Origin of the sequence: Glutamicibacter sp. MCAF14 (assembly GCF_052114325.1) — a bacterium.
Lineage (GTDB): Bacteria > Actinomycetota > Actinomycetes > Actinomycetales > Micrococcaceae > Glutamicibacter > Glutamicibacter arilaitensis.
Window position 1 is genome coordinate 276569 of sequence record NZ_JBFREO010000003.1, and the last position, 26371, is coordinate 302939.

General features: G+C 62.0%; 18 protein-coding genes. 3 read left to right on the forward strand and 15 right to left on the reverse strand.

Annotation, left to right across the window (positions count from 1 at the left end):
• Window positions 1–47: 47 nt before the first annotated feature.
• The 5 genes from AB4Y71_RS06740 to AB4Y71_RS06760 form a co-directional block, all read right to left on the reverse strand.
• On the reverse strand, window positions 48–1004 hold the full coding sequence (locus AB4Y71_RS06740; RefSeq protein WP_441685681.1) for a PP2C family protein-serine/threonine phosphatase: 957 nt from the start codon (window positions 1002–1004) through the stop codon (window positions 48–50).
• Entirely contained in the window at window positions 1004–2215 is a 1212-nt protein-coding gene (locus tag AB4Y71_RS06745) for an adenylate/guanylate cyclase domain-containing protein (protein WP_102598193.1), read from the reverse strand. The genes AB4Y71_RS06740 and AB4Y71_RS06745 overlap by 1 nt, the downstream gene beginning before the upstream one ends.
• Window positions 2212–2760: a hypothetical protein gene (locus tag AB4Y71_RS06750; protein ID WP_441718974.1), complete on the reverse strand. Its 549-nt coding sequence runs from the start codon at window positions 2758–2760 to the stop codon at window positions 2212–2214. Before AB4Y71_RS06750 ends, AB4Y71_RS06745 begins: the two co-directional genes overlap by 4 nt.
• Window positions 2761–2846: 86 nt before the next feature.
• Window positions 2847–3713: a biotin--[acetyl-CoA-carboxylase] ligase gene (locus tag AB4Y71_RS06755; RefSeq protein WP_441674205.1), complete on the reverse strand. Its 867-nt coding sequence runs from the start codon at window positions 3711–3713 to the stop codon at window positions 2847–2849.
• A gap of 56 nt (window positions 3714–3769) precedes the next feature.
• Window positions 3770–4627: an SDR family oxidoreductase gene (locus AB4Y71_RS06760; RefSeq protein WP_102598196.1), complete on the reverse strand. Its 858-nt coding sequence runs from the start codon at window positions 4625–4627 to the stop codon at window positions 3770–3772.
• A 195-nt stretch (window positions 4628–4822) separates the two neighbouring features.
• Here AB4Y71_RS06760 and AB4Y71_RS06765 point away from each other — a divergent pair, with 195 nt between their 5' ends.
• Together AB4Y71_RS06765 and AB4Y71_RS06770 are read left to right on the forward strand one after the other, a co-directional pair.
• Complete coding sequence (locus AB4Y71_RS06765) at window positions 4823–6433, forward strand: acyl-CoA carboxylase subunit beta (protein WP_441718976.1); 1611 nt, start codon at window positions 4823–4825, stop codon at window positions 6431–6433.
• A gap of 52 nt (window positions 6434–6485) precedes the next feature.
• The gene (locus AB4Y71_RS06770; RefSeq protein ID WP_441718979.1) at window positions 6486–6704 is read left to right on the forward strand and encodes an acyl-CoA carboxylase subunit epsilon; all 219 of its coding nucleotides are present in this window, start codon (window positions 6486–6488) and stop codon (window positions 6702–6704) included.
• 91 nt (window positions 6705–6795) lie between these two features.
• On the opposite strand, the gene AB4Y71_RS06775 is transcribed toward AB4Y71_RS06770, so the two are convergent.
• Genes AB4Y71_RS06775 through AB4Y71_RS06815 form a run of 9 tightly spaced genes read right to left on the reverse strand, consistent with a single transcriptional unit; the run spans window position 6796 to window position 23716 of the window.
• Window positions 6796–7497, reverse strand: coding sequence for a hypothetical protein (locus tag AB4Y71_RS06775; protein WP_441718981.1), 702 nt, complete (start codon window positions 7495–7497; stop codon window positions 6796–6798).
• A 9-nt stretch (window positions 7498–7506) separates the two neighbouring features.
• Window positions 7507–9066: a protein kinase domain-containing protein gene (locus AB4Y71_RS06780; protein ID WP_441718984.1), complete on the reverse strand. Its 1560-nt coding sequence runs from the start codon at window positions 9064–9066 to the stop codon at window positions 7507–7509.
• Window positions 9063–10883 (reverse strand): FHA domain-containing protein, encoded by a 1821-nt coding sequence (locus tag AB4Y71_RS06785; RefSeq protein ID WP_441718988.1) that lies wholly within the window; start codon window positions 10881–10883, stop codon window positions 9063–9065. Before AB4Y71_RS06785 ends, AB4Y71_RS06780 begins: the two co-directional genes overlap by 4 nt.
• A complete protein-coding gene (locus AB4Y71_RS06790; protein ID WP_441718990.1) occupies window positions 10880–11704 on the reverse strand; it encodes a PP2C family protein-serine/threonine phosphatase in 825 nt (274 codons plus the stop codon). The genes AB4Y71_RS06785 and AB4Y71_RS06790 overlap by 4 nt, the downstream gene beginning before the upstream one ends.
• Window positions 11701–12798: an RDD family protein gene (locus tag AB4Y71_RS06795; RefSeq protein WP_441718993.1), complete on the reverse strand. Its 1098-nt coding sequence runs from the start codon at window positions 12796–12798 to the stop codon at window positions 11701–11703. Before AB4Y71_RS06795 ends, AB4Y71_RS06790 begins: the two co-directional genes overlap by 4 nt.
• Window positions 12789–15143 (reverse strand): DUF4129 domain-containing transglutaminase family protein, encoded by a 2355-nt coding sequence (locus tag AB4Y71_RS06800; RefSeq protein WP_441718995.1) that lies wholly within the window; start codon window positions 15141–15143, stop codon window positions 12789–12791. The genes AB4Y71_RS06795 and AB4Y71_RS06800 overlap by 10 nt, the downstream gene beginning before the upstream one ends.
• A complete protein-coding gene (locus AB4Y71_RS06805) occupies window positions 15140–16459 on the reverse strand; it encodes a DUF58 domain-containing protein (protein WP_441718998.1) in 1320 nt (439 codons plus the stop codon). Before AB4Y71_RS06805 ends, AB4Y71_RS06800 begins: the two co-directional genes overlap by 4 nt.
• Window positions 16459–17469 carry an AAA family ATPase gene (locus AB4Y71_RS06810; protein ID WP_441719001.1) on the reverse strand — a complete coding sequence of 337 codons (1011 nt, stop codon included), beginning with the start codon at window positions 17467–17469 and terminating at the stop codon, window positions 16459–16461. Before AB4Y71_RS06810 ends, AB4Y71_RS06805 begins: the two co-directional genes overlap by 1 nt.
• Window positions 17470–17518: 49 nt before the next feature.
• On the reverse strand, window positions 17519–23716 hold the full coding sequence (locus AB4Y71_RS06815) for an Ig-like domain-containing protein (protein WP_441719004.1): 6198 nt from the start codon (window positions 23714–23716) through the stop codon (window positions 17519–17521).
• A gap of 353 nt (window positions 23717–24069) precedes the next feature.
• Here AB4Y71_RS06815 and AB4Y71_RS06820 point away from each other — a divergent pair, with 353 nt between their 5' ends.
• The gene (locus AB4Y71_RS06820; RefSeq protein ID WP_441719007.1) at window positions 24070–25737 is read left to right on the forward strand and encodes a DUF885 domain-containing protein; all 1668 of its coding nucleotides are present in this window, start codon (window positions 24070–24072) and stop codon (window positions 25735–25737) included.
• A gap of 54 nt (window positions 25738–25791) precedes the next feature.
• Here the strand turns inward: AB4Y71_RS06820 and AB4Y71_RS06825 are convergent, their stop codons facing one another.
• Window positions 25792–26181 (reverse strand): VOC family protein, encoded by a 390-nt coding sequence (locus AB4Y71_RS06825; RefSeq protein ID WP_441719009.1) that lies wholly within the window; start codon window positions 26179–26181, stop codon window positions 25792–25794.
• Window positions 26182–26371: the final 190 nt, after the last annotated feature.

Below are 26371 nucleotides of genomic sequence, written 5' to 3' on the forward strand. Positions count from 1 at the left end.
GTATTCAATTGTGCCCCACCGAAGCACTGATTAGCTGGCTTGCACTACTAGTTCTCCGGTGCGTCAGTTTCCACGCTCGGCGTTGCCAGCACGTCGATGACGATCACCGCAATATTGTCGCGGCCGCCTGCTTCCAGTGCTGCCCCGGTCAAAACCCGGGCCGCGTCAGCGCGGTCCTTGTAGTTCACCAGCAAGGTCTGCAGAATATCTTCGGTCAGCTCGCCAGATAATCCGTCGCTGCACAGCATGTAGCGGTCGCCAATGCGTGGATGCAGGACGGTGACATCGGGCTGGCTTTCAGCACCTGCGCCAAGTGCGCGGGTAATCAGGTTCCGATGCGGATGGTTGCGGGCTTCCAACTCGGTGATCTGTCCGGCGTCAACCATTTCCTGCACGGCGGAGTGGTCCCGAGTCAGCTGCTGCAGTGCGCCATCACGCAGGCGGTATCCGCGCGAGTCACCCACATTGACCAGAAGCAAGCTCGGGATTTCTTCGGTGACCACCGTGATCGGCTCGGTAGCCGGGGCCAGATTGGCACGGTGGTGCTCCAGCATTTGCGGAGTGATCTTGGAAATGACATCGGTGTTCTGAGTCATCGCGAAGCTTGAGGTCCATGGCGGTACCGCGGCCAAGGGAGCTGTGACGCTGTCACGGCCCTTGCCTGGGGTTTTGATCTGCACCAGGGCGCACAGGGTGGTTCCACCCCGGGATTCAAGGGCTTCGCGGATTCGGTCATCGGCCAGCTGCACCTGGCGCTGGACGTCTGGCACGGTGGGTAGTTTCCGCACCGAGGTCTTATTGGCGAAAACGCAGATCTCCTGCATGGTTTCAACTGCGAGCTGGCTGGCCACTTCACCGGCTTCGTGTCCGCCCATGCCGTCAGCCACCGCGTACACGATGTCATGCATCAGGATTCGGTCCTGGTTTTCTGTTCGCTTCCGGCCCACATCCGTGAGTCCTGCCGCGGCCAGAATGAATGGAACCGGCGCTGGTTCTTTGCTCACTAGTCGATCACCAACCCTTCTCCTTCACCTGCGGAGAGTTCATAGGGTTGAATGTCTCCAAAGCCGCGTACCGCGGTAATTTCCTGGGCGGTGAGCACAAAGCGTGCATCATTGCGCAGGGTATTTGCGGTAATCGCATCGGTAAGCACACTACCCGGTTCTGCCAAGGATGTCAGGCGAGCGGCCATATTCACCGTTGGGCCGTAGATGTCGCCAAGACGGGAAAGCAGACGTCCCCAGACCACGGCGCCGCGAGTCTGCGGGAACAGTTCATCCTTTGCCAGTTCGCGCGAGAGCGATAACGCAATCTGGGCACCGGCCTGCGGAGTTTCTGCCACATAGAGCACTTCATCGCCGATGGTCTTGACCAGCCGTCCACCGCCAACCGAGATGATTTCTGCGCACTTGGCCTCAAAGCGCTGCACCAGCTGGGCCAGGGTGCGTTCGTTCATCCGGCGCGAAAGCGAGGTGTAGGAGACCAAATCAGCAAAGCCCACTGCACGGGCCAATGGCAGCGGGGTGCCGCCATCTGATTCGCCACTGTCCTGCTGGTAGGCGGCCACACCTGTTTCCACGCGCAAGGCCATGCGGTGCACTGCAGAGTTCAGCTGACGTCGCCACGAGTAGAGCAACAGGTCTTCAATGGCTGGAATGATTTCTGGAAGCAAGCTGAACAGCTGGCGGCGTGCTTGCCGGTCTGACATGTTCTGGTTGGCGATCATGTCCTCGACCAGGGCTTCAATCTGCCAGACCACCATGCGGTCAGTCATCTGGCCGACCGAACGCATCAGGGAGATCGCGGTTTCCTCGGTCAGCTTGCCCTCACGGACCATGCCCACCATGGTTCCCAGCGCTTCCTTGTCTGCCTGGGTGAAGAACACTTCATCGTCGCTCAGCTCCGGGAAGCCGATGGCGCGCCACAGCTTGCGTGCCGAGTGCAAGGAGACTCCGGCTTCGGAGGCTACCTCGCGACGGCGGAATTCGCGTTGGCCACCGATCAGTCGCCGTTCCAGCGAAGCGACGGTATCGCGCACGGCATCTGGTGTGTGAGCGGGAATGCGCAGCGGGCCTTCCATGGCCTGGGCCAGTTCCAGAATAGGGTCCGATTCGGCAGGGGTCGCTACGGGAGGGTGCTGCCTGGCGCCACGGACAGCCTCCGCGGCTGACTGCGGAGAGTCTGCTCGGGGTGTATTGGTGTGCTCGGTGCTCATGCCCCCATGCCCTCACTGTTCGTCGTTTCGGTGTACGCCACATGCTGGTTGCTGCGCAAGTTCGTCATCGCATTCATTGCCAGCGAACGGAAATACGGTACCGATGGAACATGTGCCAATCTCACGTATCCCTGATTGAGCACAATGTCCAAGGTTCCTGCACGCGTCATCGCGTTTTTCGTCTTGGTATGTGCAACCAAGTCTCGAACTGTAAATAATCCTACAGATTGCAGCTTGCCATCGTTGTACGTGGGTCGAAACATGATTCGTTCGGTGGTCAGCACAATTTGGCTGCGCAACCACCGCGCCCACGGAATGACACTCCAAATGAGCACCAGTGCGGCCCATAGGACTACTGAAACGATCATCCACACATCAGCATTGGCTGCTAGCCATTCGGAGAGATCATCACGCGAAAGATATCCCAGGCAGAAAGCGCACAGGGCGGTCAGGAAGAGGAATGCGCCCACAGGCTGCCGCAACACTCGGGAATGTTCGCGAGTTTTGATAATCACTCGTTCCCTCTCATGCAACGGCAACTTCATCGCGGTGTCCCTCGCCCCTCCTGTTCTAGGCTCCATGCTTCGGTCAGCATTTTCAATAATAGTCCCGGGTCAATGCCCAAGACCGCTTAGGCATACTTTCCGTCGGCGCGCCGTACATGGTGCACATCTCCGGCCAGCACGTGCTTTCGCTCTCCGGCACCGTACTCCAAAACCAACGAGCCATCGGAACCCAATTGCACCGCGTTGCCAACGAGCGTGGAACCATCAGGGAATTCCACGCGTACTTCATGCCCCAGTGTGACCAGTTTTTCACTTACGAGCTCAAGCAAGGATTTGCCGTCATTTCCCGGCAACGGCATCTGTGCAACGCCCGCAACTTGGCGGAAACTCTGATCCAAGGCGGCAAATTGCTTCAAATACTCAGCAAGCAGCACGGTCCGGTTGAGGTCCTGCGCGCCGGCCAGGCGCAAAGAGGTTGCGGTAGGGACCGGAAGCTCGTTTCGCTCTTGGTTCACATTTACGCCGGTGCCCACCACTACTGCGTAGCTATCTCCGGTGGGAACCATCTGGGCCAGGATGCCGCAGACTTTCTGCTCACCGGCCAACAGATCATTGGGCCACTTGATGCCCAGCTTAACGCCGGCGATATTTTCAGCGGCCCGGCTCCATGCGAGTGCTGCCAGCATGGTGTACCAGGACAAGGATTGGGCAGGGAAACCCGCCCCGGGCGCGACGAGGACGCTGAGGGTGAGCGAGGATCCCTCCGGAGTCACCCATTCTCGACCCAACCGGCCTTTGCCCGCTTGCTGGTGCTCGGTGAAGTACACGCTCAGGTGCCCAGCTTCTCCGGTGCTGGCCAGGTGCGCCAGCTCGGTGTTGGTGGAGCCGGAAGTTTTCTTCAGCGACACCAATCCCAATCCCAACTCAGCGGTGAGCTTGCTGAAAAGTTGGGAATCGATCACTGCGCGGTCGGTGCCATGCGGGTTTTCCATGCTTCCAACCCTATGGCACCGACCGTATATTACGCGTGGCGGATCTGGCTTCCGACTTAGAGGAAGATGTCCTGGACCAGTGGGACTTCTGGATTCAGGGTGTACTTTTCCAGGTTCGTTTCACCGGCCAGGGTAAGCACCTGGCCGTCGGTGAAGAAGTTGCCGCTGACGCCTGCTGGCGGGCTTGCAAGAATGGCCATGGCAGCATCTGCGACCACCGAGGCGTCGCGGGCTCCCTGGACCATCTGCTGCCCGCCGGGCAGGTTTCGGATGGCGGCGGTATCAATCAGGGTTTCTGGCCAGAGCGAATTCACGCCAACGCCCTCGTCTTTCAGTTCTTCAGCCAGGCCGAGGGTAGTCAGCGACATGCCGTACTTGGCCATGGTGTAGGCAAGGTGCTGCCCGGCCCATTTTGGATCGAGGTTCAAGGGAGGCGAGAGCGTGAGGATATGGGCGTGCGCAGAGGCACGCAGGTATGGCAGTGCCGTCTTGGACAGCAGGAACGTACCTCGGACATTGATGTCCTGCATCAGGTCATAACGTTTCATGTCTACCTGGTCGGTCTTGGCCAGATTGATGGCCGAGGCATTGTTGACGACGATATCGATGCCACCGAATTTCACTACCGCTTCTTGAACCGCGCGCTGCACGTCTGCGTCCTCGCGAACGTCTCCAACTACGGCCAGCCCTTTGCCGCCAGCGGCGTTGATCTGCTCCACAGCGGTGTGGATGGTCCCTTCCAAAGTCGGATGAGGTGTATCGGTCTTGGAGAGCAACACCAGATTGGCGCCCTGCTTGGCAGCAGCAAGGGCAATGGCCAAGCCGATGCCGCGGCTGCCGCCGCTCATCAAAATAGTGCGGCCTTTAAGGTTTCCAGGTTCAGGTGCGATATGAGTACGCGATTCACTAGTCATGTGATATAGATTACGCGATGATCCGCCACTAAGCTACCGTTCAGTAACTTATTCTGGCGTGCCTCGCACCAGATTCTGGGCCATTTTGTAAGGTTCCTACAAACATTGGAGCTGTTTGCCCAGCTAGACTGGCTTAGATGGCATTTTTCTTGTGCCATTCCTACACATTGAAGACAACTCGAGGGAGTCGAAGGCATGACGCAGGGCAGAACCGAGGCAGCCGAGTCAATCAACCTGTCCACCACCGCCGGAAAGCTTGCTGAGTTCCGCCGCCGCCAGAAGCTCTCCGAAGCACCAAGTGGCGAAGCAGCGATTGAAAAGCAGCACTCCCGCGGCAAGCACACTGCCCGCGAACGCATTGAAATGCTCATGGACGAGGACTCCTTCGTCGAGTTCGATGCCCTCGCAGTCCACCGCTCCACCGCTTTCGGCATGGAGAAGAAGAAGCCGCTGGGCGACGGCCTGGTCTCCGGCTACGGCACCGTCGATGGCCGCCTGGTGGCCGTCTACTCGCAGGACTTCACCGTCTACGGCGGCTCCCTGTCCCAGGTCAACGGCGAGAAAATCGTCAAGGTCCAGGAATTCGCGCTGCGCAACGGCTGCCCGGTAGTCGGCATCTTGGATGGCGGCGGCGCCCGCATCCAGGAGGGCGTGGCTTCGCTTGCCATGTTCGCCGATATCTTCCGGAACAACGTGCACGCCTCCGGTGTAGTCCCGCAGATCTCGCTGATCATGGGCCCTTCGGCCGGCGGTGCGGCGTACTCCCCTGCACTGACCGATTACGTGATCATGGTGGACAAGACCAGCCACATGTTCATCACCGGACCGGACGTCATCAAGACCGTCACCGGCGAAGAAATCGACATGGAAACCTTGGGCGGCGCGCGCCAGCACAACGCCAACACCGGTACCGCTACCTACCTGGCTTCCGATGAAGAAGACGCCATCGATTTCTGCAAGGACTTGCTGGACTTCCTGCCTTCCTCGAACCTCGCCGATCCGCTGATCGCTGAGTTCGATGAAGAGCTGGAGATCACCGCAGATGATCTGGAACTCGATACGCTGATCCCGGATTCGGCCAACCAGCCTTATGACATGCGCACCATTATCGAATCCATTGTGGATGACGCGCACTTCTTCGAGATGCAGTCCCTGTATGCACCCAACGTCATGATCGGCTATGCCCGTGTCGAAGGACGTACCGTGGGCATCGTGGCCAACCAGCCAATGCAGTTCGCCGGCACATTGGACATCGCGGCTTCGGAAAAGGCCGCCCGCTTCGTGCGCAACTGCGACGCCTTCAACATCCCGATCCTCACCTTCGTGGACGTGCCGGGCTTCCTACCGGGCAAGGACCAGGAGTTCCAGGGCATCATCCGCCGTGGTGCAAAGCTGCTCTACGCCTACGCCGAGGCCACCGTGCCGAAGCTGACCGTGATCACCCGCAAGGCCTATGGCGGCGCGTACATCGTGATGGGCTCGAAGAAGCTGGGCGCGGATCTCAACCTGGCTTGGCCTACCGCGCAGATCGGCGTGATGGGCGCCCAGGGTGCGGTAAATATCCTCTACCGCCGCGATCTGGCCGCAGTGGAAGCCGAAGGCGGAGACGTCGAGGCACGCCGCAAGCAGATCATCGACGACTACGAGGCCGAACTGCTCAACCCTTATCAGGCAGCTGAGCTGGGGTACGTGGATGCGGTCATCGCACCGAGCGAAACCCGCTTCCAGCTGGTTCGCGGTCTGCGCGCGCTGCGCGAGAAGCATGCGATCCTGCCTCCGAAGAAGCACGGCAACATCCCGCTGTAAGCGGCAGATCCTGCCCGACCAGTACCCACCAGAACCACAAAGGAGCACGCCGATGGACCAGAACAGCCCCTTGCCTGTTGCCCCGCAGATCCGCGTCACCAAGGGAAACCCGAGTGACGAGGAATTGGCGGTAGTCACCGCATTGCTCGCTGCCATGGGCAACGCACCCGCGCCTGCACCGCAGGCCGCAGAGCCCAAGAAGCGCGTGGATCGGATTCGCCGTCGCAGGGCTCTGACCCCGCGTCTGGGCTGGACTATCGGCCGGCGCTAGCCGGCCGCGCCAAGGTCTCCCAAGGCCAATGGCCTGGACAATTCCGCAGGGAATTTCCAGGCCATTGGCCTTTGCTGTACCCGGCGGGAACCTAGTCTTCGTCGGGTACTTCGGAATCCAAAATGGCCAGATCGGCACGGGTGACCAAATGCGAACTCACCGCGTGCTCCACCAATCGGGCCCGTCGGTTGGTAGCCAGTTTTCCTGGTCCCCCGCGCAGTCCGGCAACGCCGGCCTTGTCCAATTTGTCGCACACGTTATCGAGTTTGCGATTGAACTTCGTGATGCCCCACCCGAGCCGTGCGGCGGCCGCCGCGCTGGTGGGGATCGAACTCAGCCCGGTGCCTTCGCGGCGCAGCATCGGTTCAGCCAAGACCACGACCAAAGCCCGCTGGGAGCTGGTCAGCAGCACCGGGCCAATGGTGGTTTCGCCGCAAGCATCGTATTCCATGTAGTCCTGCCGGAATGCCGGCTGCGCGACATGAACCGACAGCTCATAGGTGGTGGGACCGGCAGTGAACACCACGCCCACCCGATTGAGCACCAGCGGCAGGCTCGATTCTGGCGATAGCCACGCTTGCAGGCCGCCCGTTCGATCAGCAATTGTCGCGGTCAGCCGGCTGCCCACGTTGTTGAGCCACCAGAGCCCGCTGTGCTTGCTAATTGTCAAGAAGTGCCGGTGCAGATACGGATTGTCGTCGATGGCGAGGTCGCCTTCACGTCCGATGGTAAAGGGCTTGTCTTCCTGGACAGGAAAGTACTGCCCGCAGTACTCGATAGTTACTTCGCTCATCGCTTATGCCTACTTTGCTGAACCTGCGCCGGTGCAGAACCGTGCTCCATCCGAGATACGTCCATCATCGCGCACGAGCTTGACCTCGATGCAGGTTTGCCCGCCTTCGCCGATGCCGGTAGTCGCGCTGGGAGACGTCGTCTGCTTGAATTCTCCCGTTTCCGTTGCGGTAATGGGAGCCCAACGGTAATGGTCATCCTTATTCGGTTCCGGGTTGGACCAGCGGAAAGTTACCGTTTCTCCCACCGTGGAGTACTCGAAATTATCCACCATCGGCACGTTGCCGCCAACCAATGCGTCCTTGGGACCGTCCGTGGGCGTAATGGGCGGACCGGAACGCTGCGCAGCATCCTGCTCCGGCACGAACATGTTGGCAATGAAAGCGCCACCTACCAAGAGGAACAGCACAATGCCCACAGCAATGAATACCTTCGGCAGGCCTTGGCGCTGCTTCGGCTCTGCCGGCTTCGCCGACGGCGTTCCCGCTTCATCTTGCACTTCATCTTCCTGGCCCGGAGCCGGCGCAGGTTCCTTTGGCATGTGCAGGCGAGGTATCGGAATTGAGCGTCCTGGCCGTTGTGGCTGCTGCCCGGGAACGGAAGAAATCATCGGTGCAGAAGGCAGCGGACGCTGCACGTCGCTGATCGAAATGACATTGCGAACGCGAGTGCTTTCACCGCCCTCGTCCTCAACCGCTTCGGCAGGTTCTTCAATGACCTCAAAAGGGGTGACCGAGAAGCCCAACTCAATCTGGATTCGTTGCAGTGAGCGGGCGAATTCGGCGGCCGAGCCGAATCGCGAAGCCGGGTTCTTCGCCATGGCTACCGACAACGCCTGGTTCAGCGACTCGGGAACGTCAAGCCGTTCCAACGGCTTCAACGGAGAATTGCAGATCCGCTCGATGAGCACTGCCTGCGCATTGTCCTGTCCGGGGCGGACGAACGGCGAATGCCCTGCCAGAATCGTATAGATCGTGGCACCGAGCGAATACACATCCATGCGCACGCCCGGAGGCGTATCGCCACTGAACGCTTCCGGGGCTGACCATGGCACCGACAGGCCTGCGGTATGCGATCCGATAGTGCCCGAGATGCCGAAGTCGGTCAGCGCCGGCCTGTTGTAGTCGGTGGTCAGCACGTTACCCGGCTTGATGTCCCGATGCACAATGCCCGCAAGGTGCGCCGTATGAACAGCTGAGCACAATTGGATGGCCAAGGTCAGCGTTTCATCAATGCTCAAGACGCCGCGACGGTAACGGGCATCCAACGAAGGCCGGGAGCAATACTCCATGGCCAGATAGGAACGACCGTCCTCGGTGATCTCCGCTTGGTAGATCGTGACGATATAAGGATGGGTGGACAACTGGGCCATCAAGTTGGCCTCAGCTTCGAAGCGTTGGCGGGCTTCTTGGTCACTGACATCTGCCAGCAGCACCTTGACCGCCACCATGCGGTTGGGCCGCTGCTGTTCGTAGAGATAGACATCGGAGAAGCCGCCGGTACCTAGGGGCTTGACGTAGACGAAGCCGGGTATTTCCGGTGCCGGAGCGGGCGCGCGCCGTGGGCTCACGGCAGATCCTCGAAGCGGATGCTCACGCCGTCGCCCAAATCAGCGACATCGCCGTTGATCAGCATGATCTCCTGATGACGGGACAGGCGCCGTGGCCGCTGCCCTTCGCGCAGCAGCACGGTGCCGTTGGTCGCACCCAGGTCAACCAGTTGCACATGCCACCCCTCCACATGCACGTGCAGGTGCGAGCGGGAGATGTCGCCACTAGGGCTGTCCACCTTCAGCAGGCGGGGTTCGGTGTCGGATTTGACGGCCGCCGCGCTTGGTTGGCGTCCGAGAACCACCGAGCGGTTCAGCTCGTGGGCGTATTCGCGGGTACCGCCGTGGTCGCTGACAATCATGCGTCCCATGGCAGGCTTGCGAACTTGCTGCGCCTGGGCAGTCAATCGCTCGCCGCATTCCCTGCACGTCGAGGCAGTTGGCGGATTGGCGTGCCGCTTGGAGCAAGAGCGGGCCAAGATGAATTCATTCAGGGACACCGAGTTTTCGGTACCGTCCTTGGCGTCCAGCCCTGATGAAGGCCTGGATTTCGGAATACTGGAGCCGCGGATGATCGTGTGCTCGTCGTCAACTGGTTCGGTGAGCGGCGCCGCAATGGCAGGACCTGCCGGGCGGGGCTTGATAATCGTGTCCTGGTCATCGCCCTGGCCGGTATCGTAAACGGTCTCTGCCGCGCCTCTGGCTCCGAGCAGCTGCCCAGCAAGCGATAGTTCCTCCGAGAAAACTTCCTGCTCGTACTGCGCTGGATCCTGGGTTGCTTCTGAGTCAAAGGTCCCGTCATCCTCGGCATCCTTTGCCGATGCCTTCGCTGACTTGGCCTCATCGGCCGCCTTGGCAGCGTCGGCTGCCCGTGCCAGCACATCAGCTGGGCCCTTCGGATCTGCAGCTTCCTTGGCTGGTGCACCGCTCGTTGCAGCAGCTGGTTTGGCCGTATCAGATGCAGAAGCATCCTTAGCCGGAGCAGAGACTGGCTTGGCCGCAGCCGGTGCAGGATCTTTTGCTGGCGCCGCAGCCGGCTTAGCAACAGCTGGCGCAGGATTCTTCGCTGGCGCCGCAGCTGGTTTGGCCGCATCAGACGCAGGAGCAGCCGTAGACGGAGCAGAGGCAGGCTTAGCCGCAGCCGGTACCGGGTCCTTTGCCGGCGCCGCAGCAGGCTTAGCAGCGGCAGGCGCAGGGGTCTTTGCCGCAGTCGGCTTGGCTTCGGCAGGTGCAGGAGTCTTTGCCTGAGCTACCGCAGGTTTTGCAGCATCGGATGCTGCAGCGGGCTTAGCCACAGCGGGAGCCGGAGCCTTCGCCGGAGCAGCGGCAGGCTTGGCATCAGCTGGTGCCGGGGTTTTGGCCACGGCAGGGGTCTTTTCCGCAGCGTCGGAGTCCTCTCCTGCGGCCCATTCCAGGTGCGATACCCGTACGATGCCTTCGCCAATTGGCAGCGCGAACGTGGCTGCAGCTTCCGTCGAACCGGTGTTCAAGGTCCACGACTTCGACTCCCCCAGCTTGCGTTCGGCCCAGGTCGCGATTCCTGCGCCGCTCACCTTCTCCTCGCCGGCTGCCGTCCGGGCGATGAATTCCGGGGCACCGCGCAGGATCAGATGCGGTGCGCTGCCACGGGCAATCAAAGCGAAGTTCGGCAGTTCGGCAATGTTCATCTGGTACATCGGCAGCAGCTCCGAGAGCAGTGCCTCCACCGTGGACTTGCCAGCGAGCTTTGCCCACAAGCCATTGACCTGTTCTGCACTGGCGCTGGCAGGAAGGAGGACAATGTGCTGGCCATTGACCAGGGCGTACCAGTCTCCGGGAAGGTAACGCAGGCTGTTCATGATTTCTCCTCTTGGTGGCTCGTAGTCGATATGCGCGGAATAGTAATGCCAACATCATCGGGGTGCCCATGCTCCACATCGGCAACGATCACGCTGATATTATCGCGTCCCCCGGCATCCAGGGCAGCTTGGACCAGTTCTTCGGACGCCTGCTGCGGATCCGGGAACCGCGCAAGGATTTCCTGGATTGCGGCATCGCCGACTTCGCTGCTCAGCCCATCTGAACAGACCAGAATGCGCTCCTGCCCTGCCAGCGGCACCAGCCAGTAATCCGGTTGGCTATTGGCGTTGATCCCCAATGCGCGCGTGATCACATGCCGGCGTGGATAGGTGGCTGCCTGCTCGGCGTCCAGCTCTCCGATATCCATCAATTCCTGCACCTCGGAGTGATCTACGCTGACCTGTTGCAGCACTCCCTGGGTCCACAAGTAGGTGCGCGAATCGCCGACATTGAACACCAGCAGCTGGGGTTCTTCCGCCCGCCCGCTGGCGGCGCCTGCATCAATCAGCACGGCCCCGGCCAGGGTGGTGCCGGCTCGACCCGAGACCGCCTCCACGATGCTGCGATCAGCTTCGACCAGCAGGGTATCCAAAGTCTCCGGATCCAGCTGCGCGCCGGCATCCATGAATCCATCGCCCAGGATCTTGAGGCACAGGGCGCTGGCTATTTCACCGGCTTCATGCCCTCCCATGCCATCGGCAATGGCCAGCAGCCGTTCCGAGGCCAGCAAGCTGTCCTCGTTCAGGGCGCGGCGCAGTCCACGGTCAGTTGCCTGGCCGTGGCTGAATCTGAGGCTTGCCCCAGGGTTGAGATCTGTCACGGACGTTCCACCCGGAAATAGCGGACGCCAAAGTACACGGTATGGCCAATCATTGCCTGCTCCGGCTTGCCCGGAACAAGTTCGCGCACGTTCCCGTCCTCGTCGACAATGCACGAGCCGTTTCCCGAATCACGGTCGGTCACCCAGACGCTGCCTACTCCTGGCTGGATCAGCAGATGCGTTTTGGAGACCGTGCGTTCCGGATCATCCACCGCAACCAGGTGAACACCTACATCGCCATCTGCGTAGGAAGGGTTGCGTCCGATCAAGATGCTGCCGGCAAGGTCAAGGCACCGGCTATCGTCAAAGAGCAGATGCAAGGCATCAGGCGATTGCGAACGAATCTGTGTATGCCCAAGATCTGCATCCGGATCCGCATCGGCCTTGGACGACGGGACCTCAACGATCTTCGCCTCCGGCTTAGGCTGCGCCGCAGGACGGGGGCGAGCCGCTTTCTGCGCCTCAGGCGCATTGGTGCGCACGGCACCTGGCACCGAATCAATGACTCCCGAGGACTTGCCGGGCACTTCTTCTGGCTCGCCCACGAAGCGACGGCCCGGAGCATACTGCTGCTGAGGCGCGAAAGACCCTGGTCCCCCGGTACCTCCGGTAGTCAGCGGATCCCGTCCAGCTTTGATATCGAGTACCAGCGTACCGGCCGCTTTGTCGTGCCATCCCTGCTTCTTGCCATTCGCGTCGAATTGATTGGAGATCACCATCAGCACCGATCCTAGGATCGGAACGATACCTGCGACGGCTATCAGCAAGCGGCGAATAATGGTTTTGCCCCAGCCCGGGCGCTCACCTGAAACAGTAGTGGTGCGCAACCCAAGGAGCACATTGCCAAGGGTCTTTCCTGCAGTAGCTTCCCACCACCACAAGAAAACCGTGCAGGCCAGAGTGAGGACGCTGTACAGGATGTACGTTCCGGCGATCTCGCCCATGATCTGCGGAGCATTCAGCGAGGTCACCATCTTGGATGCGATCATCGGCAGGAAAATAACCGAGAGGACCAGTACTGGCAGGAAGTCGACGAGCCACGAGAGCAGTCGCTGCGTAGTTCTGGCATCTACCAGGTCCATCTTTACCGCCATGGCTTGCTCCCGTTTTTCCGTTGCAATGTTCGTGCCGTCTTGACTGTTTTAGCTGCCAATTCGTGTATCAGAGAGCGTGGAGAGTATTTCACGCGCATCTTGCCGAAGAATCCTAGCGGTTCCTGCATTTTCTGGGTATGCGCAATGACATCCTCCCAGTACTTCCGCACTTGTTCTTCGGTCGGTTCTTCATGCGAGAAGTTCGCCGCATCCGCACGCTGTGCCAGGGACTGCACCGGGCTGGACAGCGCTGGGAATCCTTCAGCCAGCACGGTAGCACTTTCTCGCCGGGTCGCACCGTTGGCCGTAGCGATTCGGTGATCAGTGGCATGGCTGAGCAATTCCTGCCAGCCGCCGCTCATGCGATCCCCGGTGCTGCCGGTCTTCGAACGCTTCTCCCGGCGGCGCAGCTTCAGCAAGGCAACCAGCAAAAGCGGCGAAAGCAGAAGCAGCACCGAACCCAGCGAAATACCGGCGACAATGATGGCCTTGCCCCAGAGTTCCCAGAAGGTTTTCGGTTCCTCCTCGACTTCCTGCGGCTCCGGTGCAGTTTGCGGAGGCAAGTCCGCTTCTTCCTGCGCCGGTGGTGGTGGTTGCAGCACCTGCGGCTGCGGCACAGCCTTGGGTTCCTGTTCCGGAGGAGTGGGCTGCTCGTCTTCATTCGGGGTCGGGTTGAAAGCAACCCAGCCTACTTCTTCAAAGGCGATCTCCACCCAGGCATGAACATCGGACCCCTTGATCTCAACGGCCTTCCCCGGCGCGTATTCCTCGGGGTAGAAACCCATGACCACGCGCGCAGGAATCCCCTGCTCGCGAGCCATCAGCGCCATCGCGACAGCATACTGCTCGTCATCGCCAATCATCTGTTCGGCATCGAGCAGGCTGGTGATACGCCCCGCTCCGTGCCCGGAGAGCGAGGGAACCTGGCCCTCGGTGCCGTTCGAGAAGAATCCGGTTCCGGAGAGCATTGCTTCAATGCTCCGCACGCGCTGCAGGTCCCCGCGTGCCGAACCGGTGAATTCGGCCGCTTTGGCTCCCGCCGTGGCTGGCACGTTGGCCAGCTCTGGCATGCGGAACTGCGCCAAGTCCAGTTCATTGAGCTGGTCATCGCTTGGCTTGGCGGGGAAGAGCACCCTAGCCGTGTAGGAATCGCCCTTCGCTAGGCCAATGGAGCTCAGGGCACTTTCAGAGGTATCGCTGTAGAACAGGGAACGGGCCAGTTCATCTTCACGCCCACCGGTCAGGTCCAAGCCCATGAGCTTGCCGCCGGACGGAACCCACACGCCTTCATAGTCCTGGATTGAGATTTCAAGTTCAGCCGCTTCGCGGCCTTCCACCGTCTCGGCAGAACGAATATCACTGGCATCACCCACCGGGGCAAAACTGCCACCAGCGGAAGGATCCACATTGATGACCATGCCGTTGTATGAATCCAATGCGGCCAGGCGAATGCGCTCGTCCTTGGGCAGGCCCTTGACGGTCAGCAGCGTGTCGTCAGCCATGGTTTTCACGTATTTGCGGAAACGCGTCAGCGGGCTTGGATAATCGTAGAGATCCACCGGTGGTTCCAATGCATCGCGCAACACCTGGCGCGGGGTTTCGGGGGCCAGCAGCGGAGTGGCCGCCGCGGTCGCTGCGCCGGCTCCGGCCAGCACCAGGGCTCCGGCGATGATGCGGCGCAGCAACATCTGCTGTCCGCCATGGGAATCAAGCTGCTCGTGGTTCACCGAGCTGAATCCGCCGGAAATGCGCGTATCGATAAAGCGTCGCCAGGCCAGCCAACCGACCAGCACCGCAATAAAGGCGACGCCACGGGCGATAGGCATCGGCACGTCGCGGGTGCCGAAAACAATGCCCAGCACGAACATGGCCAGCAGCGGCAGCAAGGTCCAGTACGGCGAGCGCAAATGCCAGGCGGCCAAGCCGGCCAGCAGTGCGGTGAGCAGCGCGGAAAGGAAGGCCACGATCAGTACGCCCCCGTAGGAACCTACCGGTGGCGCCACGGTGAGCATGTCTTTCCAGCTGAAGACCAAACCGGTCAGCAAGGTACGCAGGGATTGCCCGGTGGGCAAGATTCCGAAGGCAGCCTCGCGTGGAGTCGCCAACGGCGTGCCAAGCAAGAGGTACAGCAATGCGAACAGGCCCATGGTTCGCCAGGTGCCCAGCTTGAAGTGCACATTGGCCCAGGCCAAGGCAAGGCCGGCAATAATTCCGCCAACGGCTGCGAGGATGAAGTTCAGGCTCGCGCCGTAGGCTTCCAAAAGGCCCAGCGCGCCAAGGACCAAGGCCAACCCCAGGCAGGCCGCGTCAACGCCGAAGCGCCATAGGGGCAAAGTCTGTTTCATCCCACGGCCTTTCGCAGCATCAAGCCGAGTTCTTCCAGCTTGCCCAGGCTCAGTACCGTCAGCTCGCCAATGTTCGAACGCGTCGGTTCAATGCCCGTCTCGCACCGGATAGCGATGGCGCGCACGCCGGCAGGCACATGCATCCACGCTTCACGCAGCGACTTGGCGCTGGTCTTGGTGCCGGTGAGGAAGAAAATCACCGAAGCGCCGGGCACGGTATCGGCGGTGTGGCGAACCACCTCCACCAGGTTTTCGCGCTGGCCGGCGGCTGCTTCGATGCGGGTCAGCCCGTCCATCATCATGCGGCCGCTGTCGGTGCGCACCGGACCTTGCTGGGTCAAGATAGCCAGCTTGCGCTGTTCCGCCACGGCCTGCTGCCCAATGGAGGCAGCGACCGAAATGGCAAGTTCGAAATCTTCCTCGGCGTGCGCCTCGCTGTACTCGTCCAGATTGGTGCTCAGGCTCAGTGCCAGGTGCGAACGCCGGGTCTCTTCGAACTGGCGGACCATTAGTTCACCGGTACGCGCCGTCGACTTCCAGTGGATATGGCGGCGGTCGTCTCCGGACTGGTATTCGCGCAGTGCGTGAAAGGACACATCGGAGTTCGAGAGGTCGGAAGTGGGCATGCCTTCGAGGTCGCGGATGAAACCAGCAGAGGAACCATCCAGCGCGGTGGTGCGCGGATGGATGAACAGCTCGTAGCGCTCGGTCCATTTCACCTGCCGGCGGAGAATTGCGAAGGGGTCCTGGCGGACCGAGCGGACCGGGCCCACATCCAGCACCTGGCGGCGCTGGGTTGGGATGGTGAACAGGTCTTCGTGCGTTCCTTGCGGCTCCAGGCGCGGGATCCGGAACTGGGCGGCACCATGGCCTACTGGTAGTTCCATCATCACCGGCGCTGCACTGCGCGAGGCTTTGTTGGTCACCTGCAGGGCGCCAACGGCGCGGTCCCCCACAGCCACACGGGTGCGGTGCAGGTCCAGGTCAACACTGAAATCATTGCGTCCCAGGATGAATCCGACGGAAGCCAGCAACAGCAAGGTGGCCATGAAGGCACCCAGCAGGGCCTCCTGCCAGCCGAAACTGGCGCCAAGAATCCACAGGAGAATCGCTGTACCCAGCAGCACGAAGCCCAGGGGGGAGATGACCGTGGTGATCGGTGCGAGGAAACAGGCACTGAATTCTTTGACCCGCGCTGCTGCAGGGCGCAGGTATTCGCGCAGCACCTGCATTGCTTCGCTGGCCATGGTCAGCGACTTTTCGGCCCTGCGATTCAGCTTGGTGCTCCGTGCAGAACGCTTAGCTCGTCGGCTCATTAATGCTCGTCCTGGTCCTTGCCGGCGGCCGGAGCGGAGTCTTCGTTGCCACGGCGGGTTGGGGCTGGGACCTTGCGCAGCACCGAGGTGATGACCTGCGCGGAGGTGGTGCCGGTGAATTCCGCTTCAGGGTCCAGTACCAGGCGATGGGTGAAGATATACGGCGCCAATTCCTTGATGTCATCTGGCAGCACGTAATTGCGGCCCTGGCTGGCAGCCCAAACCTTGGCCGCGCGCACCATCGCCAGGGCACCACGGACCGAGACTCCCAAACGTGTTTCCGGGACTTCGCGGGTCGCTTCGCACAGGGCTGCGACGTATTCCAGCACGGCGGTGTCCACGTGCACGGTGGTTGCCAGCTCGGCCATTTCCACCACTGCCTCGGTGGTGATGATGGCATTCAGCGCGGCCGAGCGGTCACGCTGGGTACTGCCCGAAAGCAGCGCCACGGTGGCTTCACGGTCTGGATAGCCGATGGAGGTCTTGATCAGGAAGCGGTCCAGCTGCGCTTCCGGCAGCCGGTAGGTACCAGCCTGCTCGATCGGGTTCTGGGTGGCGATCACCATGAACGGGCGGGCCTGCGGGTAGGTGGTGCCATCGACAGTCACCCGGCCTTCTTCCATGACTTCCAGCAGCGCCGACTGGGTCTTGGGCGAGGCGCGGTTGATCTCGTCGGCCAGCACGAGGTTGGCGAAGATCGGCCCGTGGTGGAAGTCGAATTGGCCGCTGCGCTGGTCGTAGATGGTGATGCCGGTGACGTCCGAGGGCAGCAGGTCCGGGGTGAACTGGATGCGCGAGTTGCTGCCGCGCACGGTGGCGGCCAGCGAACGGGCCAGCATGGTCTTGCCGGTGCCCGGTGCGTCCTCCAGCAGCACATGCCCTTCGCTGAGCATGGCGGTGAGCACCAGCTTGATGGTCTGCTCCTTGCCCAGCACGGACTGGCCGACGTTGGACACCAATTTGGCGAAGGTATCGCAGAACCAGTTGGCCTGCTCGGTGCTCATGGTCATGGCAGTGTTTGTTCTTTCTGTATGTCTTGATGCCCGGCCGATGCCGCGCTTATCTGAAATTAACGTGGTCGGATTCGGTGCCGTCGATTCTCGCGAAGTACGGCTGGGAGTATCCCGGTTCGATCACGCATGGCAGGTCCTTCGAGGCCCGGCCATTGCCGTCGACGTTGAAGGTCACGTAGTTATCCGAGAACATCCCGCCGGAGTGGTAGCACTGGGCCAAGTAGGTGTGGGTTCCCGGGGCGAAATTGTAGAGCTCCACGTGGTACTTGTAGCAGTTCGGCGGGCAGGTCGAATTCGCGTAGCCGTTGTACATCGGCCCCTCGGACAGCTTCACCGATCGCGCTGGCTTCGGGTTGGTCGTCTCCGTCTTGGACCAGGATTTGGTTTGGCCTTCGGTATCCGTTGCCACGATCTTGATGGTGCGGCTGGTGGAGTAGCCCAGGCCGTTGACCTTCTGCGAGCCGTCGTTCTGGGTGTCATTGCCGCCGATCTTCACCGTCTGGGTGACCTTGCGCCCGTTGGATTCCCCGGCAGCCGCATTCCAGCTGAAGGAGATCCAGTCGTTGCCGTGCGACGCGGAAATCTTCGCGTTGTCGCGCAGCGGACCGTAGGCGCTGGTCTTGTTGCTGGCCGGGCTGGCGGTACCGGCGCCGGCGGCGTTCAAGGCGCGCACGCGCCAGGTGTGCGCGGTGCCGTTGGAACCGGTGTCGATCACCGAGCCCGGTCCGCCGAAGGACTGCCAGCCTCCGCCGTCGGTGGAGTACTGGTATCCGGTGATCTTCGATCCGTTCGCGGCAGGGGCCTGGAAGTCCAGCCGCACCATGCGGTTGGCTCCGGTGGCCTTGGCACTCACGCTGGATACGGCCTTGGGCCGTCCATACGGGGTCACCGCCACCGACTTGGAGCTCTGTTCCGAGCTGCCCTTGCGGTTGGTCGCGGCAATGGTGAAGGTGTAGGAACCGGAGGTGCTCAGGCCGGTGACCGACTGGCTGGTCTGGTTGGCGGGAATCGAGCCGATGGTCTTCTCCAGGGTGCCGGACTTGAAGACGCGCAGGGTGTAGCCGGTGATCGGCGCGCCGTTGGTGCCCGGAGCGTTCCATGCCACGTTGACCACGCCGCCATCCACCGCGGAGTCCTTGCGGGCCGCGGTAGGCGCCGCTGGCTTGAACGGCTTGCCCGCCGGGGTGACCGCTGCCGAGTAGGCGCTGAACGCCGATGGCTTGGAGGCCTTGTTCACCGCGCGCACGCGCACCTGGTAGTCGGTGCCGTTCTTCAGGCCCTTCCAGGTGTAGGAGGTGCCGGTGATGCCGGTGACCTGGGTGACGCCGTTGGCCGGTGCCGGGGAAATCTCCAGTGTGTAGCTCTGGATGGCCGAACCGCGGCTGACCGGGGCGGTCCACTTGAAGGCGGCCTGCTGGTCGCCATCGGTGCCGGTGGGAGCGGCCGGCTGCTCGGGTTCCACGTCCGGACGGGCGTCGGCAGATTGCGCCGAGGCCGGGGATTCGCCGATCTCGTTGGTGGCGGTGACGGTGAAGTTGTACACGGTGTCGTTGGCCAGCGGGGTGATCGTGCAAGTGGTGGTGGCGCACTTCTGGGTGTGCCCGCCGCCGCGCACGGTGTAGCCGGTGATGTCCGAGCCGTTATTTGCCGGTGGATCCCACTGCAGCACGACCTTCTGGTCGCCGGTGGACTGGACGCGCGGCAGTCCCGGGGCTTCAGGGGCGCCCTTGACGTTCAGCGTCACGGTACCGATGACGTTGCGTGCCACGTCTTCGGTGACATCGCCAATGGTGTATTCCACCCGCATGGTGCCCACGAAGTCGTCCTTCGGGGTAATTGCCACCTGGTCGCCGCGCTTTTCCACCGTCCCGGTGTCTTCCAGGGCGCGGGCGTTGATCAGGCGCAGCGGACCTTCATCCGCGTACGGGTTGTGGTCATTGGCCAGCACATCGACCACTTCGGTCTTGCCCTGGGCGGCATCCGGGACGTTGTCGGCCACGGCTACCGGCAGCTCGCGCACCGAGCCGGTGACGGTGATGGCCATGGCGGCCGGGACCGGCGGGTTGACGCCGTCGCTGACCGTGACGGTCACGCTGCCGGTGGTGCCCTTCGGGGTCGATGCTTCGGCGCTGACCTTCAGGTTGTGCCCCTCGACCAGTTCGGCCCTCACGCCCTGGATGTCCACCGAGGCAATGGCGAACTTCAGGTTCGGGACGTCCTCTTCATTGGCATCGCCGGCGGCCATGCGCAGGTCCAGGAAGGCAGGCTCCTCGCCCTGGCCCACCGCTAGGGCATTGGCCTGCAGGGTCGGTGCGAAGTTCTCCTCGTCGGGCTGTTCCTCTTCCTCTTTTTCTTCGGGCTCGTCTTCTTCCGGCTGGCCTTCCTCGTTCTGGTTCTGGCGTTCCTCGGAATCGTTCTGGCGCGGCGCCGGGGTGACGTTGATCGGCAGGGTCAGCTTGGACTTCAGCCCCTTTTCATCGTCAGGGCCGGTGCCGTCGGTGACTTCGAAGCTGACGGTCGCCGAGCCGTCGAAGTCCACCGGGGCGCGGAAGGACAGCTCGGTGGCGGACTTGACCAGTTCGCCGTCGTTCTGCGGCATCGAGGTCACCGATTCCTCGGTGGTCAGGCGCGGGGTGCGGCCATCGCGCACGAGGACCAGGTCTTCCAAGTTCAGCGGCAGGACTTCTCCCGCCTGGACCTGCAGGTTCAGCCCGCTGCGCAGGATCGGCCGGGCTCCGGCGCTGCCCGGCACGTGGACGAAAGCAGTTGAGGTCAGTTCGTCCGGGTCGGTCAGGGTGTAGGCAATGATCTGCGCCTCTTCGGTGGCGGTGACGACCAGGCCGTCCTCGGTCACCTGTGCGGTAGCCGGGCTATCCGGCAGGCTGATCTCCAGCTCGCTGGAGCTGCCGTCGGGGTCCTCATCATTGCGCAGGATATCGACGGTCACCTGCTCATCGGCAATGACTTCCTCCAGCGACACCCGGTCGTCGCGGGCAATCGGGGCGAGCAGCTGCGCCTCGGGATCGGACTTGACGCTCAGCGTGCCCGCCGCGGTGCCGCCGCGGCCATCGGAAATCATGTAGCGGATCGACACGTTGCCGTCTTCCGGGGGCGAGGTCAGGGTGACGCGGCCGTCAATTACTTCCACCTCCGTGCTGGATTCGGTGGAGACTTCGCTCATCAGGGCGATCGGGTCGCCATCTGGGTCGGTGTCGTTGTCCATCACGTCCACGGCGACCGGGCGGTCCGGGCGCACGGTGAGGAAATCGTTGACCGCTACCGGGGAATTATTGGATTCGGCCAGCGGCGCCACGCCGATCTTGATCGTGCCGGTGGCGCGGGCACCCAGGCGGTCTTCCACCACGTAGCTGAATTCGTCGGTGCCCGAGGCATCGGTGTTAGCCGTGTAGTCGATGGAGGCCCCGCGGATCTTCGCGGTGCCCATGCGCGGCGAATCGCCGAATTGCACGAGGGACACCGAGTCGCCATCGGGGTCGATGGCGTCAATCGGGACCAGCACGTTGGTGCTGGATCCGGCGAACACGCGCCCGGTGACCGGTTCAGGGTTCGGCGGGCTGTTCTTCTCCAGGTCGTTGGCTTCCGCTTCGGGCAGCACGTTGAAGGTGACGCTGGCGCTGGTTTCCTGACCGTCGGGTCCGGCCACGGTGTAGACCGCGGATACCTGCTTGGCCTTGCCGCCGAAGTCGCCGGCACGGAAGCGGATCGTCTCATCGGCGACCGAGATCAAGGATCCCTCGCCCAGGTCATCGGCTTCTTCCAGGTCCGGGCGCAGGATCAGCTCTCCGCCGTTGGGGTGGATGTCGTTTTCCAGGACCTTGACGGTGGCCACGTCGTTTTCGCGGACGGTGACGGTGTCGGGGTTGGCCTGCGGCGGATCCATGCGCGGCGGGGCCGGAATCGGGATCACCCGGATGGAGCCGGTCGCTTCGCGGGAGCCGTTGGAGACGGTGTAGCTGATGGTGGTGGGGTCGGTCAGGCCGCGCACGTCGGTGATGCGCACGAACGTATTGCGTTCCACCGAGGTGGAGAATGGCTTGTCGCTGGCGGTCTGCACGCCGGTGACCACCAGCACGCCGCCGGCCGGGTCGGTGTCGTTGCCCAGCACGTTGACCAGCACATCCTGGCCGGCAGGCAGTAGGGCTACATCGCGGACAGCGATCGGGTCCTCGGCCTTTTCCTCCGGCTTCTTGATGTCGATGCGGGCCAGGCCGGGGGCGCTGGCCGGGCCGTTGGTGGCCATGTATTCGACGTAGTAGGTACCGGCGCGTTCGGCGCGGGCGGTCACGGTTCCGGTCTGCGCATTGGTCTTCAGTTCCAGTCCGGGCACATCGTCCACGCCGGCCAGGCGCAGTCCTTCTCCGGTGGGGTCCGTGTCATTCTCCAGCGGGGTGAAGCTGGCGGATTCATTGATGGTGGCCACCACGTGGTCGGTGGCGGTCACCGGCTTGACCACGGAGTCGGCCAGGACCTCGATCAGCACCCGGCCCTTGGTGCCTTCCTGGCCGTCGGAGACCTGGATGGCCAATTCCTTCTGGCCCAGCTTCTTCCCGTCGTCCTGGAAGGTCAGGGTGCCATCGGGCTGGACCCGGATGACGTCATCACCCTCGGAGGTGCCGCCGAGCAGGCGCAGGTCATCGCCTTCCGCGTCGGTCCAGTCGGTGAGCACGTTGTGGCTGACCGATTCGCCCTGCTGCACGCGCAGCACGGTGGTGCGCTGCTGTTCCGGGGCCTTGTTGGTGTCTTCATCCACCACGTTCAGCTTGACCCGAGCGGTGTCCTGTCCCCCGCGTCCGTCCTTGGTGGTGTAGGCGAAGCTCGCCCCGCCCTTGGCGTCCTCGGGAACCACAATCTGGAATCCGGTGCCGTCATGGACCGGCTGCACAGCTCCGATCGAAGGCGCAGCGCCCTCCAGGTTGGCAGTCAGCAAGTCGCCGTCCGGGTCCACGTCGTTGTAGAGCACCGGGAGCAAGGTGGTGCGGCCGGGGCGCACCGAATAGGTGTCGTCTTCGGCAATCGGCTTCTTGTTTTCTTCGGTGCGGTTGGGCAGCTCGATGGCGTCGGTGATTTCCTTGGTTTCTTCTTCCTTGGCCTCGCCCTCGCCGGCAGGCGGTTCCAGATCGCTCCAGTTGCTGACGATTTCCATGCCTTCATTGGCCAGCCAGACCTGTCCCGAATGCACATCGTTCAACACGACCACGTCGCGGTTGACGCGGAATGCCAGTTCAGCGCCCTCGGCCATTTCCGGGATTTTGGTGTTCTGGTTATCGGCCGGGTTGTCGCAGAAGCGAAGGTACTCGCCGCTGGTCTGCCAGGCCGCGTAGGTGCAGGATCCCACGCGTACCGGCTGGATTGGAGTGCCGGCGGTTTCCAGCTGCTCGTAGTTGGTGTCCTTGCCGGACAAGCTCACCGTGGCCAGCGACTGGTCCAGCGCGACGGCAATGGTCTCGGCTTCCGGACCCGGGGACTGGATTTTGGCGTTGGCCGGGTTCTCCAGTACCGCGGATCCGCCTTCGGAGGTGACCAGCTGGCCGCTGGCATCATCGAAGACCACGCCGACCTTGCCCACGGCCGAGAGCTGCGGCTTCTTCATTTCGGCCAGTTCGGGAATTTCGATTTCCTCGCCGAGCTCGGCTGTTCCCTCGTCGTCCAGGGTGAAGCTGGACAGGGTTCCGGCGCCAATGTCTGCGGCCCAGATGGTGTCATCGGCGCCAACCACGGCGGCGACTTCGCCCTTGGACTCGATCAGCGGTTCGGCGCCTTCGCCTTTGAATTCCGCGATCTGCTCGAGATTGCTGGCATGGACGGTACCGTGTTCTGCGTCGGTAACTGCGACAACTGAGGCGCCGAAAGAGAAGGACGAGTTGGCAGGCAGGTTGTTGTCGCCGGCGAATTGCACCATCGCGGGGTCGATGGTGGTCAATGATGCCTGTTCAATGTTGCGCACCAGCACGCTTTCCTCATGCTGGACCAGGTCGTAGTTGGCCAGAGGGGTGGCGACGCCGCCGTCAATGGTGCGCGACTGGTAGTTGACATGCCCGATTTTGCCTTCGGACTGATTCACCACCCAGACGCCGCCGTCGTTCAGTTCCACGTCAGCGGTTTCGAAGCCCGGATAGATAATGGCACCGGTTACGGCAAGCGCCGCCACCACTGGAATAGCAGTCACCTTGAAGCCGGTGCTTTTGAGCAGTCCGGTCCATCCGGTCGAAGCGGCTTTTGCCATCTAGAGGTCAGTCCTTGTTTTGCTGGTACGAGTGCGCGCTGGAATCCGGCCTTATTCCCCAAAATCAGATTCGGCGCCCTCCAATTCTAACGAACTGACAAAACCATCGCCATGGAGAGTTCTCCCCATGCAGGCTGACTAGGCGGTTCGGCAACGCAACACAATCCGGAAGGCCGTTCATGGCTTACCGCGGATCACTGCTTTCCAAGGTGTTGCACACACATCCATCGCTGGCAACACTAGCGATGCAGCCCTCACCCTTTGAATGCCAGCTTGGGCGAGGGATAAGTAATAGAGAATGAACCCGCGGAAAAGTCTTCAACAAATCTTTCATATCAACTACTGTTAGCTACATGACATCCCCCGCACCGCACCGCGATCCGTCGGCCATCGACCAGATCGCCGAAGATTTCTTCGCCAAATCCCTTGAACTGACCCCGGAGTGGGGAGTTTCCCTTGGCATGCCAGGTTACGAAACCGCCTACGGCGACTATTCCCCTGCCGGCACGACCCAGATGATCAGCTTGCTGCGCGAGACCTTGGGCGCATTGGCCAACTCCATCCCGGTCGACGCCATTGACGAGGTCTCCCTCGATGCGATGACCGAGCGGTTGAGCCTGGAATTGGAAATCCTGTTCACCGGGCGCACCGAACTGAACAATATTGCCAGCGCGGCCCAGGAAATCCGCTCGATCATCGATTTGATGCCGCAGGATACCTCCGCGGATTATGCCTTCATCGCCCAGCGGATGTCGAACATCCCTGCCGCGATTGACGGCTACATTGCGTCCCTGCGAGATTCCGCCTCGAACGGCTTGGTCGCCGCACAGCGACAGGTCTCCATTGTGATCACGCAAACCACCGACTACGCCAAGGACGGCGGCTTCTTCGACCAGCTGGCCGTCTCCGGCACCACGGTGGATGCCGCATTGCAGGAACAGCTTCAAGCCGGTGCAGACGCCGCAAAGACGGCCTACCGCAAGCTCACCACCTACCTGCAAGATGAACTCCTGCCGCAGGCACCAGCCGAAGACGCGGTGGGCCGGGAGTACTACTCGCTGATGTCCCGCCGCTTCCTGGGCGCAACAGTGGACCTGGAAGAGACTTACGCCTGGGGAGTCGGCGAGCTCGATGCCATCATCGCCGAGCAGCAGCGCGTCGCCGAGCAGATCAAGCCGGGCGCCACGATTGAGGAAGCCAAGAAGATCCTCAACGAGGATCCGGCACGAAAACTGAAAGGCACCGACGCCCTGCGCGAATGGATGCAGGGCAAGGCGGATCAGGCCATGGCCGATTTGTCGGGCACGCATTTCGAGATCCCGGCACCCATGGACCGCATCGAGTGCATGATCGCCCCAACCCAGGATGGCGGCGTGTACTACACCGGGCCGTCGGAAGACTTCAGCCGTCCGGGCCGGATGTGGTGGTCGGTTCCGCCGGGAGAAGATGAATTCACCACGTGGGCCGAACTGACCACCGTGTACCACGAAGGCGTGCCGGGCCATCACCTGCAGATTGGCACCGCGCAGATGCAGGCAGCTACGCTGAACAGCTGGCGCCGATTGATGTGCTGGGTTTCCGGCCACGGCGAAGGCTGGGCACTGTATTCCGAGCGTCTCATGCACCAGCTGGGCTACCTCGACGACCCAGGCGACTACATGGGCATGCTTGACGCGCAGCGCCTGCGCGCAGCTCGCGTGGTCTTCGACATCGGTGTCCATTTGGGCTTGGAAGTCCCCGCGCAGTGGGGCTCCGGCACCTGGAATGCCGAAAACGGCTACGAGTTCCTCCAGAAGAATCTGGACATGTCCAAGGGGCAGCTGGACTTCGAGTACAACCGCTACCTCGGTTGGCCGGGCCAGGCCCCGTCCTACAAGATCGGCCAGCGACTCTGGGAGCAGATACGGGATGATCTCGGAGCGGCCCAGGGCGAGAACTTCTCGCTCAAGGATTTCCACACCGCGGCATTGCAGCTCGGTTCAGTGGGCCTGGATACCCTGAAGCGCGCACTGGTCAAGTAGCTTCCAGCAATTCGAATTGGCGGCCCTGCAATACTGCAGGGCCGCCAATTCGCATTACGCCTTGTAGCTGGAAATCTGGATCAGATTGCCGCAGATGTCATCAAAGGTCGCCACCATCACGGGACCTGCGTCCATTGGCTCCTGGGTGAACTCCACTCCCAATGAGCCCAAGCGCTCGAATTCCGCCTGGACATCATCAACGGCAAAAGACGTTGCGGGGATGCCATCGGCTTTCAGTGCCGCGCGATATGGCCCGACAGCTGGATGCGCCGCCGGCTCGAGGAGGACTTCAGGACCATCCTCCTGGTCGGCAGCGACGAGGGACAGCCAGCTGTACTCGCCGACGGGAATGTCGTGCTTCACCTTGAAGCCCAGCACCTCGGTATAGAACGCCTTGGCTTTCGCCTGGTCATCGACGAAGACACTCGTGATGTATACGCGCATTAGTTTCCTTCCTTCCGCTCCAGAATGGGCAACGGCAATAAATTCGCGCCGCTTTGCTGGCTCCTACCTTTCCACAAGACACCGGCAGGTCAAGGCTGGCAGGCCCTGCGTGTGAGATCACCGCCCCGAATCACGGAGTCCAGTAGCGTGAAATCGCGATGCGCTCGGCAGATCCTATTGATAATCGATA

Excerpts from the sequence above, each read along its gene's own strand:
- AB4Y71_RS06820 (WP_441719007.1), top strand. The coding sequence starts at position 24,070 with ATGACATCCCCCGCACCGCACCGCGATCCGTCGGCCATCGACCAGATC.
- AB4Y71_RS06805 (WP_441718998.1), bottom strand. The coding sequence starts at position 16,459 with ATGAGCCGACGAGCTAAGCGTTCTGCACGGAGCACCAAGCTGAATCGC.
- AB4Y71_RS06770 (WP_441718979.1), top strand. The coding sequence starts at position 6,486 with ATGGACCAGAACAGCCCCTTGCCTGTTGCCCCGCAGATCCGCGTCACC.
- AB4Y71_RS06800 (WP_441718995.1), bottom strand. The coding sequence starts at position 15,143 with ATGAAACAGACTTTGCCCCTATGGCGCTTCGGCGTTGACGCGGCCTGC.
- AB4Y71_RS06785 (WP_441718988.1), bottom strand. The coding sequence starts at position 10,883 with ATGAACAGCCTGCGTTACCTTCCCGGAGACTGGTACGCCCTGGTCAAT.
- AB4Y71_RS06810 (WP_441719001.1), bottom strand. The coding sequence starts at position 17,469 with ATGACCATGAGCACCGAGCAGGCCAACTGGTTCTGCGATACCTTCGCC.
- AB4Y71_RS06745 (WP_102598193.1), bottom strand. The coding sequence starts at position 2,215 with ATGAGCACCGAGCACACCAATACACCCCGAGCAGACTCTCCGCAGTCA.
- AB4Y71_RS06825 (WP_441719009.1), bottom strand. The coding sequence starts at position 26,181 with ATGCGCGTATACATCACGAGTGTCTTCGTCGATGACCAGGCGAAAGCC.
- AB4Y71_RS06750 (WP_441718974.1), bottom strand. The coding sequence starts at position 2,760 with ATGAAGTTGCCGTTGCATGAGAGGGAACGAGTGATTATCAAAACTCGC.
- AB4Y71_RS06760 (WP_102598196.1), bottom strand. The coding sequence starts at position 4,627 with ATGACTAGTGAATCGCGTACTCATATCGCACCTGAACCTGGAAACCTT.
- AB4Y71_RS06755 (WP_441674205.1), bottom strand. The coding sequence starts at position 3,713 with ATGGAAAACCCGCATGGCACCGACCGCGCAGTGATCGATTCCCAACTT.
- AB4Y71_RS06795 (WP_441718993.1), bottom strand. The coding sequence starts at position 12,798 with ATGGCGGTAAAGATGGACCTGGTAGATGCCAGAACTACGCAGCGACTG.
- AB4Y71_RS06815 (WP_441719004.1), bottom strand. The coding sequence starts at position 23,716 with ATGGCAAAAGCCGCTTCGACCGGATGGACCGGACTGCTCAAAAGCACC.
- AB4Y71_RS06775 (WP_441718981.1), bottom strand. The coding sequence starts at position 7,497 with ATGAGCGAAGTAACTATCGAGTACTGCGGGCAGTACTTTCCTGTCCAG.
- AB4Y71_RS06765 (WP_441718976.1), top strand. The coding sequence starts at position 4,823 with ATGACGCAGGGCAGAACCGAGGCAGCCGAGTCAATCAACCTGTCCACC.